The sequence below is a fragment of the Streptomyces sp. NPDC017529 genome (assembly GCF_044329785.1).
Classification (GTDB): Bacteria; Actinomycetota; Actinomycetes; order Streptomycetales; family Streptomycetaceae; genus Streptomyces.
Window position 1 is genome coordinate 383,016 of record NZ_JBIRJY010000003.1, and the last position, 18,068, is coordinate 401,083.

Consider the following 18,068-nt stretch of genomic DNA (forward strand, 5'->3'; position numbering starts at 1 on the left):
CCGGACGTCACCCCCGCGGAGGCGGGGACACGTCGCGCCCGGACGTCTTACCTAGAGTACGTGCCCGCGGTGCCGCCGGTTCCCGCCGGGGCTCCGGCACCGCGGGGCGCTCCGGCCGCCGCGGCGCCCCGAACAGCGCCCGCCGGATCTCCGCGCGGGTCTGCCGGACGGAGAGCCGGGCGGCGCCCAGCGCCCGGCGTACGGACCGGCCCGCCTCCCGCGCCGCGCCGCGCACCGGGCGCCACAGGCCGTCGCGGACGGCGTGGCCGACGGGCGTGAGGACCGTGCGGTACGCCCAGCGGAACGGCTCGACGAAGACCCACCGCAGGAGTGTGCCGAGGAACCGGCCGACGGCCCGGGAGAGGTACCCGGCCACCCGCCAGCAGTGCGCGAACGCGGCGCCGGTCTCGCGCGCCACGACCGTCACGGCGGTGCCGACCGCCCGGCCCACGGGAGCCAGGACGTAGCGCCACACCGCGACGGCCGGCGCGACGACCGTCCACCGTACGAGCGCGGCCACGGCGGCCCCGATGCCGCGGGCCGTCCAGGCGATACCGCGCCCGACCGGTGCCAGTATGTGCCGGTGGAACCACCGGGCGGGCAGCACGATCAGGTGACGGCCGAGCCAGGCCAGCCCCGCGCCCAGTCCGCGCACCAGCCGGGCGAAGCCACCGCCGAGCCACCTGAAGGTGTGGCCGGCCGGAGTGAGGACCCAGCGGTGGAACCAGAGCGCCGGCGCCACGATCAGGTGGCGCACCAGCCAGGCCACGGCCACCCCGGTCGCCACACCGGCCGGCACCAGCACGTACCTCCAGAGGGCAGCCCAAGGCCAGTAGAAGAGCGCCTTGGCCAGCCAGGCCAGCGCCGTGCCGAAGGCCCGCGCGGTCCAGGCGATGCCGTGCCCGACCGGGGTGAGGAGCCAGCGGTACACCCAGGCCAGCGGCGCGACGACCAGGACGTGCCCCAACCAGGACAGCCCGCGCCGTACGGGACGCAGTACGCCGCGGTGCAGCGCCCGTCCGCAGGCGGCGAGCGCGTCCCACACCATGCGCACCGGCACCACGAGCACCAGTACGACGATGCGCACGGGCAGCCGGACCAGCCGCGTCAGGCAGCCCTCCCCCGGTTCGTGGCGATCGGGCACCCGGCGGCGCTCCGGCTCCTTGGACAGCGAAGGCCCGGTGGGCTCCATACGGCTTTCTCCCCCTCGCGCCCGTTATGGGCACGGTCGTACACGTGCCACGGCCCGGCCTCCGCGTCACCGCGGAGACCGGGCCGTGGTACGTACCGGAACGTGCTTACTTGACGACCGTCAACGGCAACAGCTTCTTGCCCGTGGGGCCGATCTGGATGCTGGTGTCCATCTGCGGGCACACGCCGCAGTCGAAGCACGGCGTCCAGCGGCAGTCCTCGACCTCGGTTTCGTCGAGGGCGTCCTGCCAGTCCTCCCAGAGCCAGTCCTTGTCCAGGCCGGAGTCGAGGTGGTCCCAGGGCAGGACCTCCTCGTAGGTGCGCTCGCGGGTGGTGTACCAATCGACGTCCACGCCGTACTCCGGCAGCGTCTCCTCGGCGGCCTTCATCCAGCGGTCGTACGAGAAGTGCTCGCGCCAGCCGTCGAAGCGGCCGCCGCCCTCGTAGACGGCGCGGATGACGGCGCCGACGCGGCGGTCGCCGCGCGAGAGCAGGCCCTCGACGATGCCGGGCTTGCCGTCGTGGTAGCGGAAGCCGATGGAGCGGCCGTACTTCTTGTCGCCGCGGATCTTGTCGCGCAGCTTCTCCAGCCGCGCGTCGGTCTCCTCGGCGGACAGCTGCGGCGCCCACTGGAACGGCGTGTGCGGCTTGGGCACGAAGCCGCCGATGGAGACGGTGCAGCGGATGTCGTTGGAGTTGGCGACCTGGCGGCCCTTGGCGATGACGTTGACCGCCATGTCGCCGATCTGGAGGACGTCCTCGTCGGTCTCGGTGGGCAGGCCGCACATGAAGTACAGCTTCACCTGCCGCCAGCCGTTGCCGTAGGCCGTGGCGACCGTACGGATCAGGTCCTCTTCCGAGACCATCTTGTTGATGACCTTGCGCATGCGTTCGCTGCCGCCCTCGGGGGCGAAGGTCAGTCCCGAGCGACGGCCGTTGCGCGTCAGCTCGTTGGCAAGATCGACGTTGAAGGCGTCGACGCGGGTCGACGGCAGCGACAGGCCGATCTTGTCTTCCTCGTACCGGTCGGCGAGCCCCTTGGCGATGTCGCCGATCTCGGTGTGGTCCGCGGAGGACAGCGACAGCAGGCCGACCTCCTCGAATCCCGTGGCTTTGAGGCCCTTGTCCACCATCTCGCCGATGCCGGTGATGCTTCGCTCCCGCACGGGGCGCGTGATCATGCCGGCCTGGCAGAAACGGCAGCCGCGGGTGCAGCCACGGAAGATCTCGACCGACATCCGTTCGTGGACGGTCTCGGCCAGGGGGACGAGCGGTTGCTTCGGGTAGGGCCACTCGTCCAGGTCCATGACGGTGTGCTTGGACACCCGCCACGGGACGCCGGAGCGGTTCGGCACGACGCGCGAGATGCGCCCGTCGGCCAGGTACTCCACGTCGTAGAACTTGGGGACGTACACGCTGCCGGTCTTCGCGAGGCGGAACAGCAGCTCGTCGCGCCCGCCGGGACGGCCCTCGGCCTTCCAGGCGCGGATGATGTCGGTGATCTCCAGCACGGCCTGCTCGCCGTCACCGATCACCGCGCAGTCCAGGAAGTCGGCGATCGGCTCCGGGTTGAAGGCCGCGTGGCCGCCCGCGAGGATCAGCGGGTGGTCCTCCGTACGGTCCTTGGCCTCGATCGGGATGCCCGAGAGGTCCAGGGCGGTGAGCAGGTTGGTGTAGCCCAGCTCGGTGGAGAAGGAGACGCCGAGTACGTCGAAGGCGCTGACCGGGCGGTGCGCGTCGACGGTGAACTGCGGCACCTTGTGCTCGCGCATCAGCGCTTCGAGGTCCGGCCACACGCTGTACGTGCGCTCGGCGAGCACGCCCTCGCGCTCGTTGAGGACCTCGTAAAGGATCATGACGCCCTGGTTGGGCAGCCCGACCTCGTAGGCGTCCGGGTACATGAGCGACCAGCGCACATCGCAGCTGTCCCAGTCTTTGACGGTGGAGTTGAGCTCTCCACCGACGTACTGGATGGGCTTCTGGACATGCGGGAGAAGCGCTTCCAGGCGCGGGAAGACCGTCTCGACAGGCATCGCGGCGTCTTTCATGAGCTGGCAGGGGTGACCATCCAGCGTACCCCGGGAAAGCGGCCCTGTTGACGGGCACCGCCCTGATGGGCAAGGGGTGACGGCGCCGGGACGGTGGGTCACCGGGCCGGGCGGCCCGCGCCCCGGGGCGTCATCCGCGCAGTTTCCTGCGGTGCGCCGGCTTCGACGCCTTGCGCCACACCTCGGGCAGCTCCCGCTCGCGGGCGGCCGCCGCCGCTTCCTCCCGCCCGTAGAGCAGGCCGAAGCTGAACCCGCCCTCGCCCGCCCCGTGCGCCTGTACGGCAAGATCGCGCAGCGCCTCCCGTGCCACCACGCTGTCCTGGTGATCGCCGAGCAGCTGTTGCACCTTCTTCATGCGCTTGGCGAACTTCTCCGCCGGGCCGCCCAGCGCCGGCGTCGCCGCCTCCGCCGCGTACCGCACCCGCTTGGCGGCCTTGCGGGCGCCGTGCAGCGCCTCGTCGCGCGCCGGCCCGGCCGGGGCCTCCAGGGCGGCCGCCATCCGCCCGGCGAGCCGCCGGTAGTCCTTGAGCACGGCCTTCGCCATCGGCTTCGCCGGCGGCCTGGCGGCGGCCGGGCGCAGCGGCGGGTCCGCCACGAGCGCGTGCAGGCTCTCCAGCAGTGCCAGGTGGCGCGGCCCGTCCAGCACCGCGATCAGCGCCTGCCGCGAGCCGAGCCGCCGGCGCTGCGACCACAGGCGCAGCCGCGCGGCCACCGGGCCGATCCGCAGCTCCCTTGGCAGGTCCGCGAGCCCGGCGCGCAGCCGGTCCACCAGCACCTCGCGGTCCCGGTCGACGCCCAACTCCGCCGCCAGCCATTTGAGTTCACCGCCGACGGGATCGGTCGCCGAGCGGTCGAGCAGTGCGTCGTAGGAGCGGAACGCGCTGCGCAGGCGGCGGGTGGCGACGCGCATCCGGTGCACCGAGTCGGGCAGGTCGCGGCGGACGGCGGGGTCCAGTTCGGTGATGGTCCGTACCTGCTCGCCGACGTAGGCGAGGACGACGTCACCGGCCGTGCGGGGTTCATCGCGGGGCTTGCGGGATGTGCCGGGCTTGCGGGACCTGCCGGCTTGCGCGCGGGTGATCCCTTCCCGCGTGGGCTCTTCGTGCGTGGCCGCTTCGTGCGTGGTCTCGGCCAGGGCGCGGGCCAGCTTGGACTCCGAGCCGGCGGGGCGTACGCCCGCGGCCGCGAAGACCTCCTCGACCGCGTCCAGGAGCCCGGGGGCCCCGTCCCCCACCAGTTCCACCTCTATCTCGCGCCACCGGACGCCGACGGTCGTGCGGCCCGGCCCGTCCGGCCGGCCACCGCCGTCCGCCCGGCCTCCAGTGCCCGCCCGGTCTTCGGTGTCCGCGCCGTCCACCCGGTGCGCCACCACCTCGTCCACCGCCACCTCGGCGAGCGGCGTGCCCCGGGCGTCCTCCAGGACCCGCAACGTGCGCCGGGTCCGCAGGTGCACGAGCGGCGCCAGGCGCGCGCCGCGCACCCGCGAGCGCACCAGGGCCGCGAGCTTGTGCGGCAGCCGGTCGGCCAGGGGCATCCGCACCTCGTCCCGTACGCCGGGCGCGACCGGCAGTTTCAGGTGCCAGCCCGCGTCGCCGCCGCCGGTCCGCCGCCGCAGGGTGATGCCGTCGGCGGCGAGCCGTTGGTCGGGGGTGTCGTAGTAAGTGGCGGACAGGACGACGGTGCCCTGTTCCGCGATGGCCGCGACCCCGGCGACGCCGGTCAGGTCGGGCAGCCGGGTGCTGTCGTCGGCCTCGTACTTCCGCTCGATTTCCCGCACGGTGTCCGCCATGGATCGAATCTAGCCGCGTATGGGGCTGTGAGGCAGTGCTCCGCAGGCCGTTCGCCGGACGCCGTGTGGCGCGGCGACGGGGTTCCGGGCTGGCCACGGGGCACCCCGTCAAAATCCGTTCATGCCTGCACGAACACTGGCTAATGCCGGATAGCTCCTTTCCGGCCGGTTGCGGAAATACGCCGTCTTGCCGTCGGCAGTTGCCGCTCGGACGATCGGTCCCTCATCCCGTGCGGACCGCGGCGGCCAGGAGGGCCGCGGTGCGTCCGCGCGCCCTTTCCCATGGAGGAGCGATGACCACTCCCAACGGCCGCCAGAGCCTCAGTCCCGATGCGGCACGGCAACTCGCCACCGCCACCAAGACCACGCCCCAGATGCGCGGCATCACCCCGCGCTACCTGCTGCGCGCCCTGCCCTGGGTGGACGTCGAGGCCGGCGTCTACCGCGTCAACCGCCGCCGTACCTTCATCCTCGGCGACGACCGGATCAGCACCTTCTCCGAGGGCGACAGCCACCGCATCGTCCCCGAGGACCTCAGGGAACTGCCGTTCCTGCGGCAGGCCGACGAGGGACAGCTGCGCGAGCTGGCCGAGGCCTGCGACGAAGTCACCTTCGAGGCCGGCCAGTTACTGTGCTCCGAGGGCGACAACGCCGACCGGCTCTGGGTGCTCGTACGCGGCCGCGCCGAGAAGCGGGTGACCGGCCGCTACGGCGAGGACGCGCTGCTGGAGATCGTCGGCGACGGCCAGTTCTTCGACCTGGAGGCCTGGGCCAAGGGCGAGTCGCAGCCGTACCGGGTGCGCACGCTGACCCCCGGTGTCGCGCTGTGCATCAGCCGCGCCAAGCTGGCCGAACTGGCCGAGCGCGACGAGTCGTTGCGCACCTCGATGGAGTCCTACTGTTCCGGCGAGATGCCGACGCCGGGCGCCGAGGCGCCGGTCGACCTGGCCTCCGGGCACGTCGGCGAGCCGGTGCTGCCGGGCACGTACGTGGAGTACGAGGACACGCCGCGCGAGTACCACATGAGCCTCGCCCAGACCGTGCTGCGCGTGCACACCCGCGTCGCCGACCTCTACAACCAGCCCATCGACCAGACCCGCGCGCAGAGCAACCTGACCGTCCACGCGCTGCGTGAGCGGCAGGAGTCGATGATGCTCAACCACCCGGAGTTCGGCCTGTTCAACCAGGTCGCCCCGGGCATGCGGGTGCAGCCGCGCACCGGCGCGCCGACCCCGGACGACCTGGACGAGCTGCTGGCCAAGGTGTGGAAGCAGCCCGCGTACTTCCTCGCGCACCCCCGTGCCATCGCCGCGTTCGGCCGCGAATGTACCCGCCGGGGTGTGCCCCCGGTGACCGACACCCGGTTCGGCAGTCCGCTGCTGACCTGGCGAGGCGTGCCGCTGCTCCCGTCCGACAAGGTGGCGATCAACGGCGCGGGCACGACGGAGATCCTGCTGATGCGGGTGGGCGAGGCCGAGCAGGGCGTGGTGGGCCTGCGCCCGAGTTCGGTACCCGACGAGGCCGAACCGGGCCTGTCGATACGGAACATGGGCGTCGACCAGAAGGCGATCACCTCGTACCTGGTCACGGCCTACTTCAACACGGCCGTCCTGGTGGAGGACGCCCTCGCCGTACTCCAGAACGTCGAGGTGTCCAAGTACCATGACTACTCCTGACGTCACGGGGCTCGCGGCGCCGCTGAGCGACCTCCTGGGCACGGGGACGAAGGACACCGAGACCGGCGTGGCCGGTACGCCCGGCACGGCCGCCGACCAGGTGGCAGCGGCTCCGGCCGCCGGCACGAGTACGGGCGTGGCGCCTGCCACGGGCGCGGCTCCGGGCGCGGGGGCGACCGTCGTACCGGCCGCCGCGATGGCGGGTCTGCCGGGCATGGCCCCGGCACCGAGCGCGGGTTCCGCCGAGGGCGGCGCGGCGCCGACCGCCGTTCCCGGCCAGGCCTCCGCCCTGAGCGGCGCGCTGCCGGTCACCGTTCCCGGCCAAGTGACCGCGCTGACCGGCGCGGTGCCGACCACCGTTCCCGGCACCAGCACCGTACCGGCACCGGTCCCTGCCGAAGCACCGGCCGCGAGCGCGGCCCCCGCCGAAGCACCGGCCGCCACCACGGCGGCCGTCCCGACGGCCACCGCCCCGCCTTCCGCCCTCCAGTTCCCCGGCACCCAACGCGGCGCCTTCTCCCCCGAGATGGCGCGCCGGGACTTCCCGATCCTGCACCGGCTGGTCAACGGCCATCCGCTCGTCTGGCTCGACAACGGCGCCACCACCCAGAAGCCGCGCCAGGTGATCGAGGCCGTGACGGCCTTCTACGGTTCGGCCAACTCCAACATCCACCGCGGCGCCCACACCATGGCCCGCGACGCCACCGCCCTGTACGAGGCGGGCCGGGCCGCCGTCGCGGACTTCCTGGGCGCCCCGTCCCCCGAAGAGATCGTCTTCGTGCGCGGCACCACCGAGGCGATCAACCTCGTCGCGCAGACCTGGGGCCGGGCCAACCTGGGCCCGGGGGACGACATCCTCGTCCCCGTGCTGGAGCACCACTCCGACATCGTCCCCTGGCAGCAGCTCGCCGCCGAGACGCACGCCCGGGTGGTGCCGGTGCCGCTGCTGCCGGACGGGCAGATCGACCAGTTCGCCTACTCCGACCTGCTCTCCACCCGCACCCGGCTGGTGGCCGTCAGCCATGCCTCCAACGTGCTCGGCACCGTCCCTCCGGTGGCGGAGATGACGGCGCTGGCCCACCGTTACGGCGCCAAGGTGCTGGTGGACGGCGCGCAGGCAGTGGCCCACTTCCCGGTCGACGTACAGGCCATGGACGCCGACTTCTACGCCTTCTCCGGTCACAAGCTGTTCGCGCCCACCGGCATCGGCGCGCTGTACGCCAAGCCCGAACTGCTGGCGTCGATGGCGCCGTGGCAGGGCGGCGGCAACATGATCGAATCCGTTTCCTTCGACCGCACGACGTTCGCGCCCGCACCGCACACCTTCGAGGCCGGCACCGGCCACATCTCGGGCGTGGTCGGGCTGCTCGCCGCCCTCGACTGGCTGTCCGGCTTCGACCACGAGGCCGTCGCCGCGTACGAGGCCGACCTGCTCGCCTACGCCCGCCAGGCCCTGGCCGCCGTGCCCGGACTGCGACTGCTGGGCGACGCCCCGGACCGCATCGCGGTGCTGTCCTTCACCCTCGCGGGCCACGAACCGACGGCTGTCGCGCAGGCCCTGGACGAGTTCGGCATCGCCGTCCGCTCAGGTCACCACTGTGCCCAGCCGGCCCTGGCCCACTACGGCCTCGACAGCGCCGTACGCGCTTCCCTCGCCCTCTACAACACCCCCGAGGAGGTGGACCGGCTGGCGGCCTCCCTGCTGCACATCCAGCAGGCTTCCTGACGCACACGCCCACGGGCGCCCGCCCCGCCACGGGAGCGGGCGCTCCGCCGTGACCGGACCCCGCCCCACTCCGGCCCCCGCCGCTCGGTACAGTGCGGTCTTCGGTTCGCGCAGTCATGGCAGGGGGAACGATGCTCGCGCATCTGACGGACACGGCACGGCAATTGGCCGCTGTGCTGTGGCAGGAATACACGGTCTACCGGGACCGGACGGGCGGTGTGGTCATACGGGGCGAGCACGTCCAGCGGTGGATCAGCCTGTCCGCCACCGGCACGCGCGACGAGGTGCTCATACGGGTGGGGCGCATCCTCGACGGCGGTACGAGCGCGCCCGCGCGGGCCGAGACGGTGCGGCAGCTGTCCAGCGGTACGGGCGAACTGGCCGCCGCCTGCCGTCGGCTACTGGCCGACATGGCGGCCGACGCGGCCGTACCGGCGGCCCCGTACGCGCCGCGGCCCGTCCGGCCGCAGCAGCGGCCGGTACGCAAGAAAGCGAAGGCGAGGGTCGCCCTGTGGGTGCTGCTCGCCACCGTGGCGAGCGGCGCGGTGCTCGCCGCCCTCGTCGCCTACAGCTCCTACAGCGCCGCGGCCGGCCACTGAGGAGCCCCGGTCAGGCCGACACCGGCCGTTGCGCGTGGATGGACTGGAGCAGCCCTATCGCGATCCAGACCGCGAACATGGACGTGCCGCCGTACGAGACGAACGGCAGCGGCAGCCCGGTGACGGGCATGATGCCGAGCGTCATGCCGATGTTCTCGAACGCCTGGAAGGAGAACCAGGCGATGCAGCCCGCGGCGACGATCGTGCTGTACAGCTCGCTGGCCTCGCGCGCGATGCGGCAGGCGCGCCACAGGACGACGCCCAACAGGACGATGATCAGACCGGCACCGAGGAAGCCGAGTTCCTCGCCGGCGACGGTGAAGATGAAGTCGGTCTGCTGTTCCGGCACGAACTGGCCGGTGGTCTGGCTGCCCTGGAAGAGGCCGGAGCCGGTCAGCCCGCCGCCGCCGATCGCGATGCGCGCCTGGTTGGTGTTGTAGCCGACGCCCGCCGGGTCCAGGCTCGGGTTGGCGAAGGCGGCGAACCGGGCGATCTGGTAGTCGTCCAGCAGGCCCAGCTGCCAGACGGCCACGCAGCCGATGACGCCGGTGCCCAGCAGCCCGAGGACCCACCGGTTGGAGGCTCCGGAGGCGAGCAGTACGCCGAGGATGATGGCGCCGAGGACCATGACCGAGCCGAGGTCGGGCATCAGCATGATGATGGCGACGGGGACGGCGGCCAGGCCGAGGGCCTGGACGACGGTGCGGTGGTCGGGGTGCGGGCGGTCGCCCGCGTCGACCCGGCCCGCCAGGATCACCGCCATCCCCAGCGTGATCGTGATCTTGGCGAACTCGGCGGGCTGAAGGGAGAGCCCGCCGGGGATGGCCAGCCAGGAGCGGGAGCCGTTGATCGTGGCACCCAGCGGGGTGAGGACGAGCAGGGCCAGCACCAGCGAGAGGCCGTACAGGATCGGTACGGCCCCGCGCAGGGTGCGGTGGCCGAGCCAGATGGCGCCGGCCGCCAGGGTCAGCCCGATGCCGGTGTTGAGCAGGTGGCGCAGCAGGAAGCCGTACTCGTCGCCGTGGTTGAGTTCGGTGCGGTTGCGGGTGGCGGAGAAGACCAGCACCGCGCCGATCAGGGACAGGGCCATGGCGGACAGCAGCATGACCCAGTCCAGCCGCCGCAGGACCGAGTCGCGCGCGGTCAGCTTGCCCCAGGCGCCGCGGTCGGGGCTGTAGCGGCGCACGGTGAAGCGGCCGGCGGCGGACGAGCCGGTCACCGCTCCCGCCTCCCCGCCGCCGCGGTCGGCTGCGGCGCGGCGGCGGGCTTGAGGGGCTGCGCCTGGATCGTGCCGTCGCCCAGGATCCTGGGCAGCCCGGTCTGCGGCTTGGGCAGCAGCGCCGCCTTCTCGTCGATCTTGCCCTTGTCGTCCACCCCGTAGAGCGCGTTGTAGATCTTGCGGACGGCGGGCCCCGCCGACCCCGAGCCCGTACCGCCCTGGGAGATGGTCATGACGATCGTGTAGTCCTTGGTGTACGTGGCGAACCAGCCCGTCGTCTGCTTGCCGTGGACCTCGGCCGTACCGGTCTTGGCGTGCATCGGGATCTTGTCCTGCGGCCAGCCCTGGAAGCGCCAGGCGGCGGTGCCGCGGGTGGCGACGCCGGCCAGCGCGCCGTCGATCTGGGCCAGGGTCTTGGCCGTCACCGGCAGCTTTCCGTGCGACTTGGGCTCGATGGTCTCGATGTGCTTGCCGTCGGGGCTGACGATGGCCTTGCCCACGGTCGGGTTGTAGAGGGTACCGCCGTTGGCGATCGCGGCGTAGATCGTCGCCATCTGGATCGGGGTGACCTGGGTGTCGCCCTGGCCGATGGAGTAGTTGACGGAGTCACCCGCGCGCATCTTCATGCCGGACTCGCAGTTCTCCTTGGCGATCTTGGAGACGTAGTCGTCGCCGGTCTTGCCCTGCTTGCACCAGCTGTCCTTGTTGGCCTCCCAGTACCGCTTCTTCCACTCGCGGTCCGGGACGCGGCCGGTGACCTCGTTGGGGAGGTCGATGCCGGTCTCCTTGCCGAGGCCGAACTGGTGTGCCGTCTTGTAGAACCAGTCCGCCGGGTTCCTGGGCTTGTTGCCGCCGTCCTTCTGCCACTGCTGGTAGGCGAGGCTGTAGAAGACGGTGTCGCAGGAGACCTCCAGCGCCCGGCCGAGGTTGATCGGGCCGTAGCCCTTGGACTCGAAGTTCTTGAACTGCTGGTTGCCGATGTAGAAGGCGCTGGAGCAGTTGTAGTTGCTGTCGAAGTCGTAGCCGGCGTTGACCGCGGCCGAGGCGGAGATGACCTTGAAGATCGAGCCGGGCGCCGACTGGCCCTGGATCGCGCGGTTGAGCAGCGGGTAGTTGGAGTCCTTGCCGGTCAGCCGCGCGTAGTCCTTGCCGGAGATGCCGCCGACCCAGGCGTTGGGGTCGTAGGACGGGTTGGAGGCCATGGAGACGACCCGGCCGGTCTTGTTCTCCATGACGACCACGGCGCCCGCGTCGGCCTTGTAGTTGGTGCCGGTGTTCTTGTCGTGTGTGTCGCGGGCGTCCTTCATCGCCTGGGCGAGTTCCTTCTCCGCTATGGCCTGGACGCGCGCGTCTATGCTCGTGACGACGTTGGAGCCGGGGACCGCCTTGTCGCTCTTGGCCTTGCCGATGACCCGGCCGAGGTTGTCGACCTCGTAGCGCGTCACGCCGGCCTTGCCGCGCAGGGCACTGTCGTAGGTGCGCTCCAGCCCGGAGCGGCCGATCTGGTCCGAGCGCAGCAGCGGCGAGCGGGTGTTCTTGGCCTTCTGGATCTCCTCGTCGGTGACCGGTGAGAGGTAGCCGAGGACCTGGGCGGTCTCGGCCTGGCCGGGCGCGGCGTAGCGGCGTACGGCGGTGGGCTCGGCGGAGATGCCGGGGAAGTCCTCGGAGCGCTCGCGGATCTGGAGGGCCTGCTGGGTGGTGGCCTCGTCGGTGATCGGGATGGGCTGGAAGGGCGAGCCGTTCCAGCAGGGCTGCGGGGTCTTGGCGTCGCAGAGCCGGACCTTGTTGCGGATCTCCTGCTCCGTCATGCCCAGCACCTTGGCGAGCCGGCCGAGCACGGCCTTGCCGTCGTCCTTCATCTTCAGCAGGTCGGTGCGGCTGGCGGAGACGACCAGGCGGGTCTGGTTGTCGGCGAGCGGGATGCCGCGGGCGTCGAGGATGGAGCCGCGGGTGGCCGGGTCGACGACCTGCTGGACGTGGTTGTTGCGGGCCTCGTCGGCGTATTCGCGGCCGTTGCGGATCTGGAGGTACCACAGCCGGCCGCCGAGCGTGAGCAGCAGCGAGAAGACCAGGATCTGGATGGCGACCAGGCGGATCCTGACGCGTGAGGTGCGGCCGGTCTCCGGAATGTTGGTCACAGTCGCTTGACCCCCTTGATGCGTCCTGCCTTGTTACGGGCCGGCCTGCCGAGCAGCCCGCCGCGCTGGCCGCCGATCCGGGTCTGCTTGGACGGGAGGGTGGTGCGCATCGAGCGGCTCGCCTTCAGGCCGGTGCCGGAGCCGAGCCAGCCGTAGGCGCTGCGGCCCTTGCCGGAGCCGCCCTGGCCGCCCGCGGCGTCCGCGGCCAGCGGATCGTGCTCCGTCCTGCGGGCCAGGGCCATGACCAGCGGTACGACGAACGGGGCGAGCAGCAGGTCGTAGAGCGTGGCGGTGAACAGCAGCCCGACCAGGCCCACATGGCGGGCGGCGGAGTCGCCCACCAGCGAGCCCACGCCGGCGTACAGCAGCGTCGAGCCGAGGGCGGCGCCCACCACGACGACCAGCGGCATGGTCGCCGAGCGGTGCTGCCCGGAGTCGGGTTTGGTCAGCCCGGCGACGTACCCGATGACGCAGAGCACCAGCGCGTACCGGCCGATGGCGTGGTCGGAGGGCGGCGCCAGATCGGCGAGCAGCCCGGCCCCGAAGCCGAGCAGGGCGCCGCTGACGTGCCCGTAGACGAGGGCGAGGCCGAGGACGACCAGGAGCAGCAGGTCCGGTGTGGCGCCGGGCAGCTGGAGCCGCGCCAGCACGCAGACCTGGACCAGCAGGGCCACGACCACCAGCGCGGCCGAGAGCAGGATCCTCTTGATGCGCATCGGTCAGCTCCTGGGGGAGGCGCTCGCGGTGGGGGTGGCCGTGACGGTGACCGTCGGCGTCGGCTTGGGCTTGGCGGGCTTGGCCGGCAGGACCGTGTCGCGCGGGTCCTCGCGGGGCGCCTGCACCACGACGCCGACGACGTCCAGCTGGGAGAAGCCGACGAACGGGCGTACCTGGAGGGACCGGGTCAGGTCGCCGTTGGACGGATCGACCTTGACGACCCGTCCGACCGGGACGCCGGGCACGAACGGCTTGTCGGCGCTGGAGCCGAAGGTGACGAGGCGGTCGCCGTTCTTCACCTCGGCCTTGCCGTTGAGGAGCTGCACCCGCAGCGAGTCGCCGCCCTGGCCGGTGGCGAAGCCGATCTCGTTGGTCTTCTCCATGCGGGTGCCGACGGTGAAGTCCGGGTCGTTGGCGAGCAGGACGGTGGCGGTGGTGTTGCCGACGGTGGTGACCCGGCCGACCAGGCCGTCCCCGTTGAGGACCGTCATGTCGCGGGCGATGCCGTCCTGGGAGCCGGCGTCGATGGTGACGGTCCAGGAGAAGCCCTGCGCGGCGCCGATGGCGATGACCTGGGCGCCCTTGATGCCGTACTGGCCGGTGCCGGCGGTCTTGAGCATCTTGTCCAGCTCGGCGGCACGGTTGCGGTTGCGGTCGGAGGAGCCCAGCTTGGCCTTGAGGGCGGCGTTCTCCCGCTCCAGGGCGCTGATACGGGTGTGCCGCTCGCCGGAGTCCCGTACCGCGCCGACGGCGTTGCCCACCGGGTCGACGACCGTGGCGATGCCGCTCTCGACCGGCCCGAAGACCGCGGCGGCGGCCTGCCGGGCACCGGCGAGCGGGGACCGTTCGCCGCCGCGGATGTCCACCGTGATCAGCGCGAACGCGATCGCGACCAGCAGCACCAGTAGCAGCCGGCTCTCTCGTGTGTCCCTCACGTGCGGCGGCCGTGTCCTTCCTCGTAGGACCGGCCGGCTGCGGGCCCGCGCCGGTCGCGCTGGGGAGTGCGTTGTGCCTTTATACGCAGTGCTCGCCTGTTGGGGCGTGGTGCCTGTATATCAACGATCCGCCGTACGGACGATCAGCCGCCCGTACGGCGGAATGTCGGGTTCCTCAGCGGCGCGGCTGGGAGTCCAGGACCTGCTGGAGCGCCTCGAACTCCTCGACGCACTTGCCGCTGCCGAGGGCCACGGAGTCGAGCGGGTCCTCGGCGATGTGGATCGGCATGCCGGTCTCGCGGCGCAGGCGCTCGTCGAGTCCGCGGAGCAGGGCGCCGCCGCCGGTGAGCACGATGCCGCGGTCCATCACGTCGCCGGAGAGCTCCGGCGGGCACTTGTCGAGCGTCGTCTTGACCGCGTCGACAATGGAGTTGACCGGTTCCTCGATGGCCTTGCGCACTTCGGCCGCCGAGATGACGACGGTCTTGGGCAGTCCCGAGACCAGGTCCCGGCCGCGGATCTCGGTGTGCTCGTCCTGTTCGAGGTCGTACGCCGAACCGATGGTGATCTTGATGCTCTCGGCGGTGCGCTCGCCCAGCAGGAGGCTGTACTCCTTCTTGATGTGCTGGATGATCGCGTTGTCCAGCTCGTCGCCGGCCACCCGGATCGACTGGGCCGTGACGATGCCGCCGAGCGAGATCACGGCGACCTCGGTGGTGCCGCCGCCGATGTCCACGACCATGTTGCCGGTGGCCTCGTGGACCGGGAGCCCGGAGCCGATCGCGGCGGCCATCGGCTCTTCGATGATGTGCACCTGGCGGGCGCCGGCCTGGGTGGACGCCTCGATGACCGCGCGGCGCTCGACCCCGGTGATACCGGAGGGGACACAGACGACGACGCGCGGACGGGCGAGATAGCGACGCTTGTGGATCTTGAGGATGAAGTAGCGGAGCATCCGCTCGGTGATCTCGAAGTCGGCGATCACGCCGTCCTTCAAGGGACGCACCGCGACGATGTTGCCGGGAGTGCGGCCGATCATCTTCTTCGCCTCGGCGCCCACGGCGAGGATGCCGCCGGTGTTGGTGTTGATGGCCACGACCGACGGCTCGTTGAGGACGATCCCACGACCCCTGACGTACACCAGCGTGTTGGCGGTCCCGAGGTCGACAGCCATGTCACGGCCGATGAACGACATGTTGTTCCCCATGAGGATACGTCTGGCCTTCCCAACTGGAGCGAATGCTTACTTGAGGTCGGCAGGTGTGGTGCGCCGGGGCGCGGAAGCTCCATCGTAGTCACGAAGTCCCCACCGCTCGAACGCGGTGCGGGGTTCCTTCGCCATTGTCAGCGGAACACGTACCCGCCCCCCTTAATGGTGACGTCGTGTCGCGCTGATGCGTTCCCCCGTTCGGAGAGCGTATGCCGCGGGGCGACCGGCGGTTTCGCGGTCGCCCCAGGTCATCGAGGGTCGGGGCGGACCGGGGGTCAGCCCAGACCCGGGAAGAAAATCTTGATCTCCCGTTCGGCGGACTCCTCGGAGTCCGAGGCGTGGACGAGGTTCTCCCGGGTGATGGTCCCGAAGTCCCCGCGGATCGAACCGGCGGGCGCCTTGATCGGGTCGGTCGGGCCGGCCAGCGCCCGTACGCCCTCGATCACCCGCTCGCCCTCGACGACCAGGCTGACCACCGGGCCCGACGACATGAACTGCACCAACGGCTCGTAGAAGTCCCGGCCGACGTGCTCGGCGTAGTGCTGCTCCAGGATCGCGCGGTCCAGCGTACGCAGCTCCAGCGCGCTGATCGTCCAGCCCGCCTTCTTCTCGATACGGCCGAGAATCTCACCGACCAGGCCGCGGCGGACCGCGTCGGGCTTGAGAAGGACGAGCGTGCGCTGGCTCACGGAGGGGCTCCTTGCGATACGGACGACATCGGCAGGTGCCCTGAGGCTACATGGGTGACGGCGTTGGGCTGTACGCGGTACCGGGGGCGAATCACCTGATCCGGACGGGTGGTGCGGCCGGACGGGTGAACGGGTGCGGGCGGATTCCGCACGCGCGTGCGCAGCTGCCCGGAAAAGACGTCCGGGCCGGGTGCGTCCGCACCCGGCCCGGTTCGTTCCGGTCTCTACGCCACGCCCGGCCGCGGGCCCTCCTCGGCCTGCGCCGCCCAGCGGGCCTTCGCCTCGTCGATCTTGCGGCCGAAGTGCACCGAGGCCCACCACAGGGCGGCGAAGACCGCGCCGAGGAAGAACATCGTCGTCACCACGAAGCCGCTGGCGATCAGCGCGGCCTGTAGGACCCAGCCGAGCTGCACACCGCCGGGGCGGGTGAGCACACCGCACAGCAGGACACACAGCAGCATGGCGACGCCGCTGACCGTCCAGACCGTGGCCGTGGAGTGCCCCGAGGTCTGCATCGCGACCAGTCCCGCGAAACCGATCACGAAGAACTCGCCGATCAGCGTGCTCGCACACAGCGTGCGCATGGTCAGTTCCTTCCCAGGAGCAGCCGGGCCTCGCCGACCGTGATCACGGAGCCGGTGACCAGCACGCCCGCTCCGGAGTACTCGCCCTCCTCCTCGGCGAGGGTGATCGCCGCCTCCAGCGCGTCGTCGAGCCGGGGCTCGACCTGTACGCGCTCGGCGCCGAAGACCTCCACCGCGACGGCCGCCAGCTCGTCCGGGTCCATGGCGCGGTGGCTGGAGTTACGGCTCACCACGACCTCGGCGAAGATCGGCTCGAAGGCTTCGAGCACCCCCCGCACGTCCTTGTCCGCGCTCGCGCCGACCACGCCGACGAGTCGGCTGAAACCGAACGCCTCGGTGACCGCCTCGGCCGCGGCCCGCGCGCCCGCCGGGTTGTGCGCCGCGTCCAGGATGACGGTCGGGCTGCTCCGTACGACCTCCAGGCGGCCGGGGGAGGCCACCGAGGCGAAGGCGGAGCGGATGGTGTCGATGTCCAGGGTGCGGGCGTGCTCGGAGCCGATGCCGAAGAACGCCTCCACCGCGGCCAGTGCCACCGCGGCGTTGTGCGCCTGGTGGGCGCCGTACAGCGGCAGGAAGATCTCCTCGTACTCGCCGCCCAGGCCGCGCAGCGTCAGCAGCTGGCCGCCGACCGCGACCTCGCGGCTGAGGACGCCGAACTCCATGCCCTCGCGGGCGACCGTGGCGTCCACCTCGACCGCGTGCTTGAGCATCACCGACGCCGCGTCCACCGGCTGCTGCGCCAGGACGACGGTCGCGTCCTTCTTGATGATCCCGGACTTCTCGCCCGCGATCTTCTCGGGCGTATCGCCGAGGCGGTCGGTGTGGTCCAGCGAGATGGGCGTGACGACGGCGACGTCCCCGTCGATCACGTTCGTCGCGTCCCAGGTGCCGCCCATGCCGACCTCGACGACCGCGACGTCCACCGGGGCGTCCGCGAAGGCCGCGTACGCCATCGCCGTCAGCACCTCGAAGAACGACAGGCGGTACTCCTGCCGGGCGTCGACCATCTCCACGTAGGGGGCGATGTCCTGGTACGTCTCGATGAAGCGCTCGGCCGAGATGGGGGCGCCGTCCAGGCTGATCCGCTCGGTCACCGACTGCACGTGCGGGCTGGTGTACCGGCCGGTGCGCAGGTCGAACGCGGTCAGCAGGGCCTCGATCATGCGGGCGGTGCTGGTCTTGCCATTGGTGCCGGTGATGTGGATGGACGGATAGGCGCGCTGCGGCGAGCCCAGCACGTCCATCAGCGCCTCGATGCGCTGCACCGACGGGTCCAGCTTGGTCTCGCCCCAGCGGCCGGCCAGCTCGGCCTCCACCTCGCGCAGCGCGCGGTCCACCTCGGGGTCGGCGGGACGGGCGGGAATGCCGTCCCCCTGAGGCGGGCCCGCCTGCGCGCGCAGGGTACGGCTGCCGGCCTCGATCACGGCAAGGTCGGGGTCCCGGTCGGTCTCGGCCTCCACCATCTCCTCGAAGGGGTCGGCCTGGCCGTCCGGGCCGGGGATCGGGTCGGGGTCGTCGTTCTGGGGGCGGTCGTCGCTCACGGGACC

14 protein-coding genes are annotated in these 18,068 nt (G+C 71.6%); 3 read left to right on the forward strand and 11 right to left on the reverse strand.

Annotation, left to right across the window (positions count from 1 at the left end):
• Window positions 1-7 precede the first annotated feature (7 nt).
• The 3 genes from ACH4K4_RS09075 to ACH4K4_RS09085 form a co-directional block, all read right to left on the reverse strand.
• Window positions 8-1,192, reverse strand: coding sequence for a hypothetical protein (locus tag ACH4K4_RS09075; RefSeq protein ID WP_398165883.1), 1,185 nt, complete (start codon window positions 1,190-1,192; stop codon window positions 8-10).
• A gap of 106 nt (window positions 1,193-1,298) precedes the next feature.
• Window positions 1,299-3,224 carry a TIGR03960 family B12-binding radical SAM protein gene (locus ACH4K4_RS09080; RefSeq protein ID WP_398165885.1) on the reverse strand — a complete coding sequence of 642 codons (1,926 nt, stop codon included), beginning with the start codon at window positions 3,222-3,224 and terminating at the stop codon, window positions 1,299-1,301.
• A 145-nt stretch (window positions 3,225-3,369) separates the two neighbouring features.
• Window positions 3,370-5,028: a CHAD domain-containing protein gene (locus ACH4K4_RS09085; protein ID WP_398165887.1), complete on the reverse strand. Its 1,659-nt coding sequence runs from the start codon at window positions 5,026-5,028 to the stop codon at window positions 3,370-3,372.
• A 293-nt stretch (window positions 5,029-5,321) separates the two neighbouring features.
• Here ACH4K4_RS09085 and ACH4K4_RS09090 point away from each other — a divergent pair, with 293 nt between their 5' ends.
• The 3 genes from ACH4K4_RS09090 (at window position 5,322) to ACH4K4_RS09100 (ending at window position 9,029) form a co-directional block, all read left to right on the forward strand.
• The gene (locus tag ACH4K4_RS09090) at window positions 5,322-6,704 is read left to right on the forward strand and encodes a family 2B encapsulin nanocompartment shell protein (RefSeq protein ID WP_398165889.1); all 1,383 of its coding nucleotides are present in this window, start codon (window positions 5,322-5,324) and stop codon (window positions 6,702-6,704) included.
• Entirely contained in the window at window positions 6,691-8,430 is a 1,740-nt protein-coding gene (locus tag ACH4K4_RS09095) for a SufS family cysteine desulfurase (RefSeq protein ID WP_398165891.1), read from the forward strand. Before ACH4K4_RS09090 ends, ACH4K4_RS09095 begins: the two co-directional genes overlap by 14 nt.
• Before the next feature lie 131 nt (window positions 8,431-8,561).
• Complete coding sequence (locus ACH4K4_RS09100) at window positions 8,562-9,029, forward strand: hypothetical protein (RefSeq protein ID WP_398165893.1); 468 nt, start codon at window positions 8,562-8,564, stop codon at window positions 9,027-9,029.
• A 10-nt stretch (window positions 9,030-9,039) separates the two neighbouring features.
• On the opposite strand, the gene rodA is transcribed toward ACH4K4_RS09100, so the two are convergent.
• The 8 genes from rodA to ACH4K4_RS09140 all read right to left on the reverse strand — a co-directional run bounded on the left by rodA (window position 9,040) and on the right by ACH4K4_RS09140 (window position 18,062).
• Window positions 9,040-10,248 carry a rod shape-determining protein RodA gene (gene rodA, locus ACH4K4_RS09105; RefSeq protein WP_398165894.1) on the reverse strand — a complete coding sequence of 403 codons (1,209 nt, stop codon included), beginning with the start codon at window positions 10,246-10,248 and terminating at the stop codon, window positions 9,040-9,042.
• Window positions 10,245-12,386: a penicillin-binding protein 2 gene (gene mrdA, locus ACH4K4_RS09110; protein ID WP_398165896.1), complete on the reverse strand. Its 2,142-nt coding sequence runs from the start codon at window positions 12,384-12,386 to the stop codon at window positions 10,245-10,247. The genes rodA and mrdA overlap by 4 nt, the downstream gene beginning before the upstream one ends.
• Window positions 12,383-13,102, reverse strand: a complete 720-nt coding sequence (gene mreD, locus ACH4K4_RS09115) for a rod shape-determining protein MreD (protein ID WP_398165897.1) — start codon at window positions 13,100-13,102, stop codon at window positions 12,383-12,385. Before mreD ends, mrdA begins: the two co-directional genes overlap by 4 nt.
• Window positions 13,103-13,105: 3 nt before the next feature.
• Window positions 13,106-14,038, reverse strand: coding sequence for a rod shape-determining protein MreC (mreC, locus tag ACH4K4_RS09120; RefSeq protein ID WP_398165898.1), 933 nt, complete (start codon window positions 14,036-14,038; stop codon window positions 13,106-13,108).
• A 175-nt stretch (window positions 14,039-14,213) separates the two neighbouring features.
• Window positions 14,214-15,233, reverse strand: coding sequence for a rod shape-determining protein (locus ACH4K4_RS09125; protein ID WP_003985182.1), 1,020 nt, complete (start codon window positions 15,231-15,233; stop codon window positions 14,214-14,216).
• A 290-nt stretch (window positions 15,234-15,523) separates the two neighbouring features.
• Window positions 15,524-15,937, reverse strand: a complete 414-nt coding sequence (gene ndk, locus ACH4K4_RS09130) for a nucleoside-diphosphate kinase (protein WP_398165899.1) — start codon at window positions 15,935-15,937, stop codon at window positions 15,524-15,526.
• 224 nt (window positions 15,938-16,161) lie between these two features.
• A complete protein-coding gene (locus ACH4K4_RS09135; RefSeq protein WP_398165901.1) occupies window positions 16,162-16,521 on the reverse strand; it encodes a DUF4233 domain-containing protein in 360 nt (119 codons plus the stop codon).
• Between the two features lie 2 nt (window positions 16,522-16,523).
• Entirely contained in the window at window positions 16,524-18,062 is a 1,539-nt protein-coding gene (locus ACH4K4_RS09140) for a bifunctional folylpolyglutamate synthase/dihydrofolate synthase (RefSeq protein ID WP_398165902.1), read from the reverse strand.
• Between the last annotated feature and the right edge of the window lie 6 nt (window positions 18,063-18,068).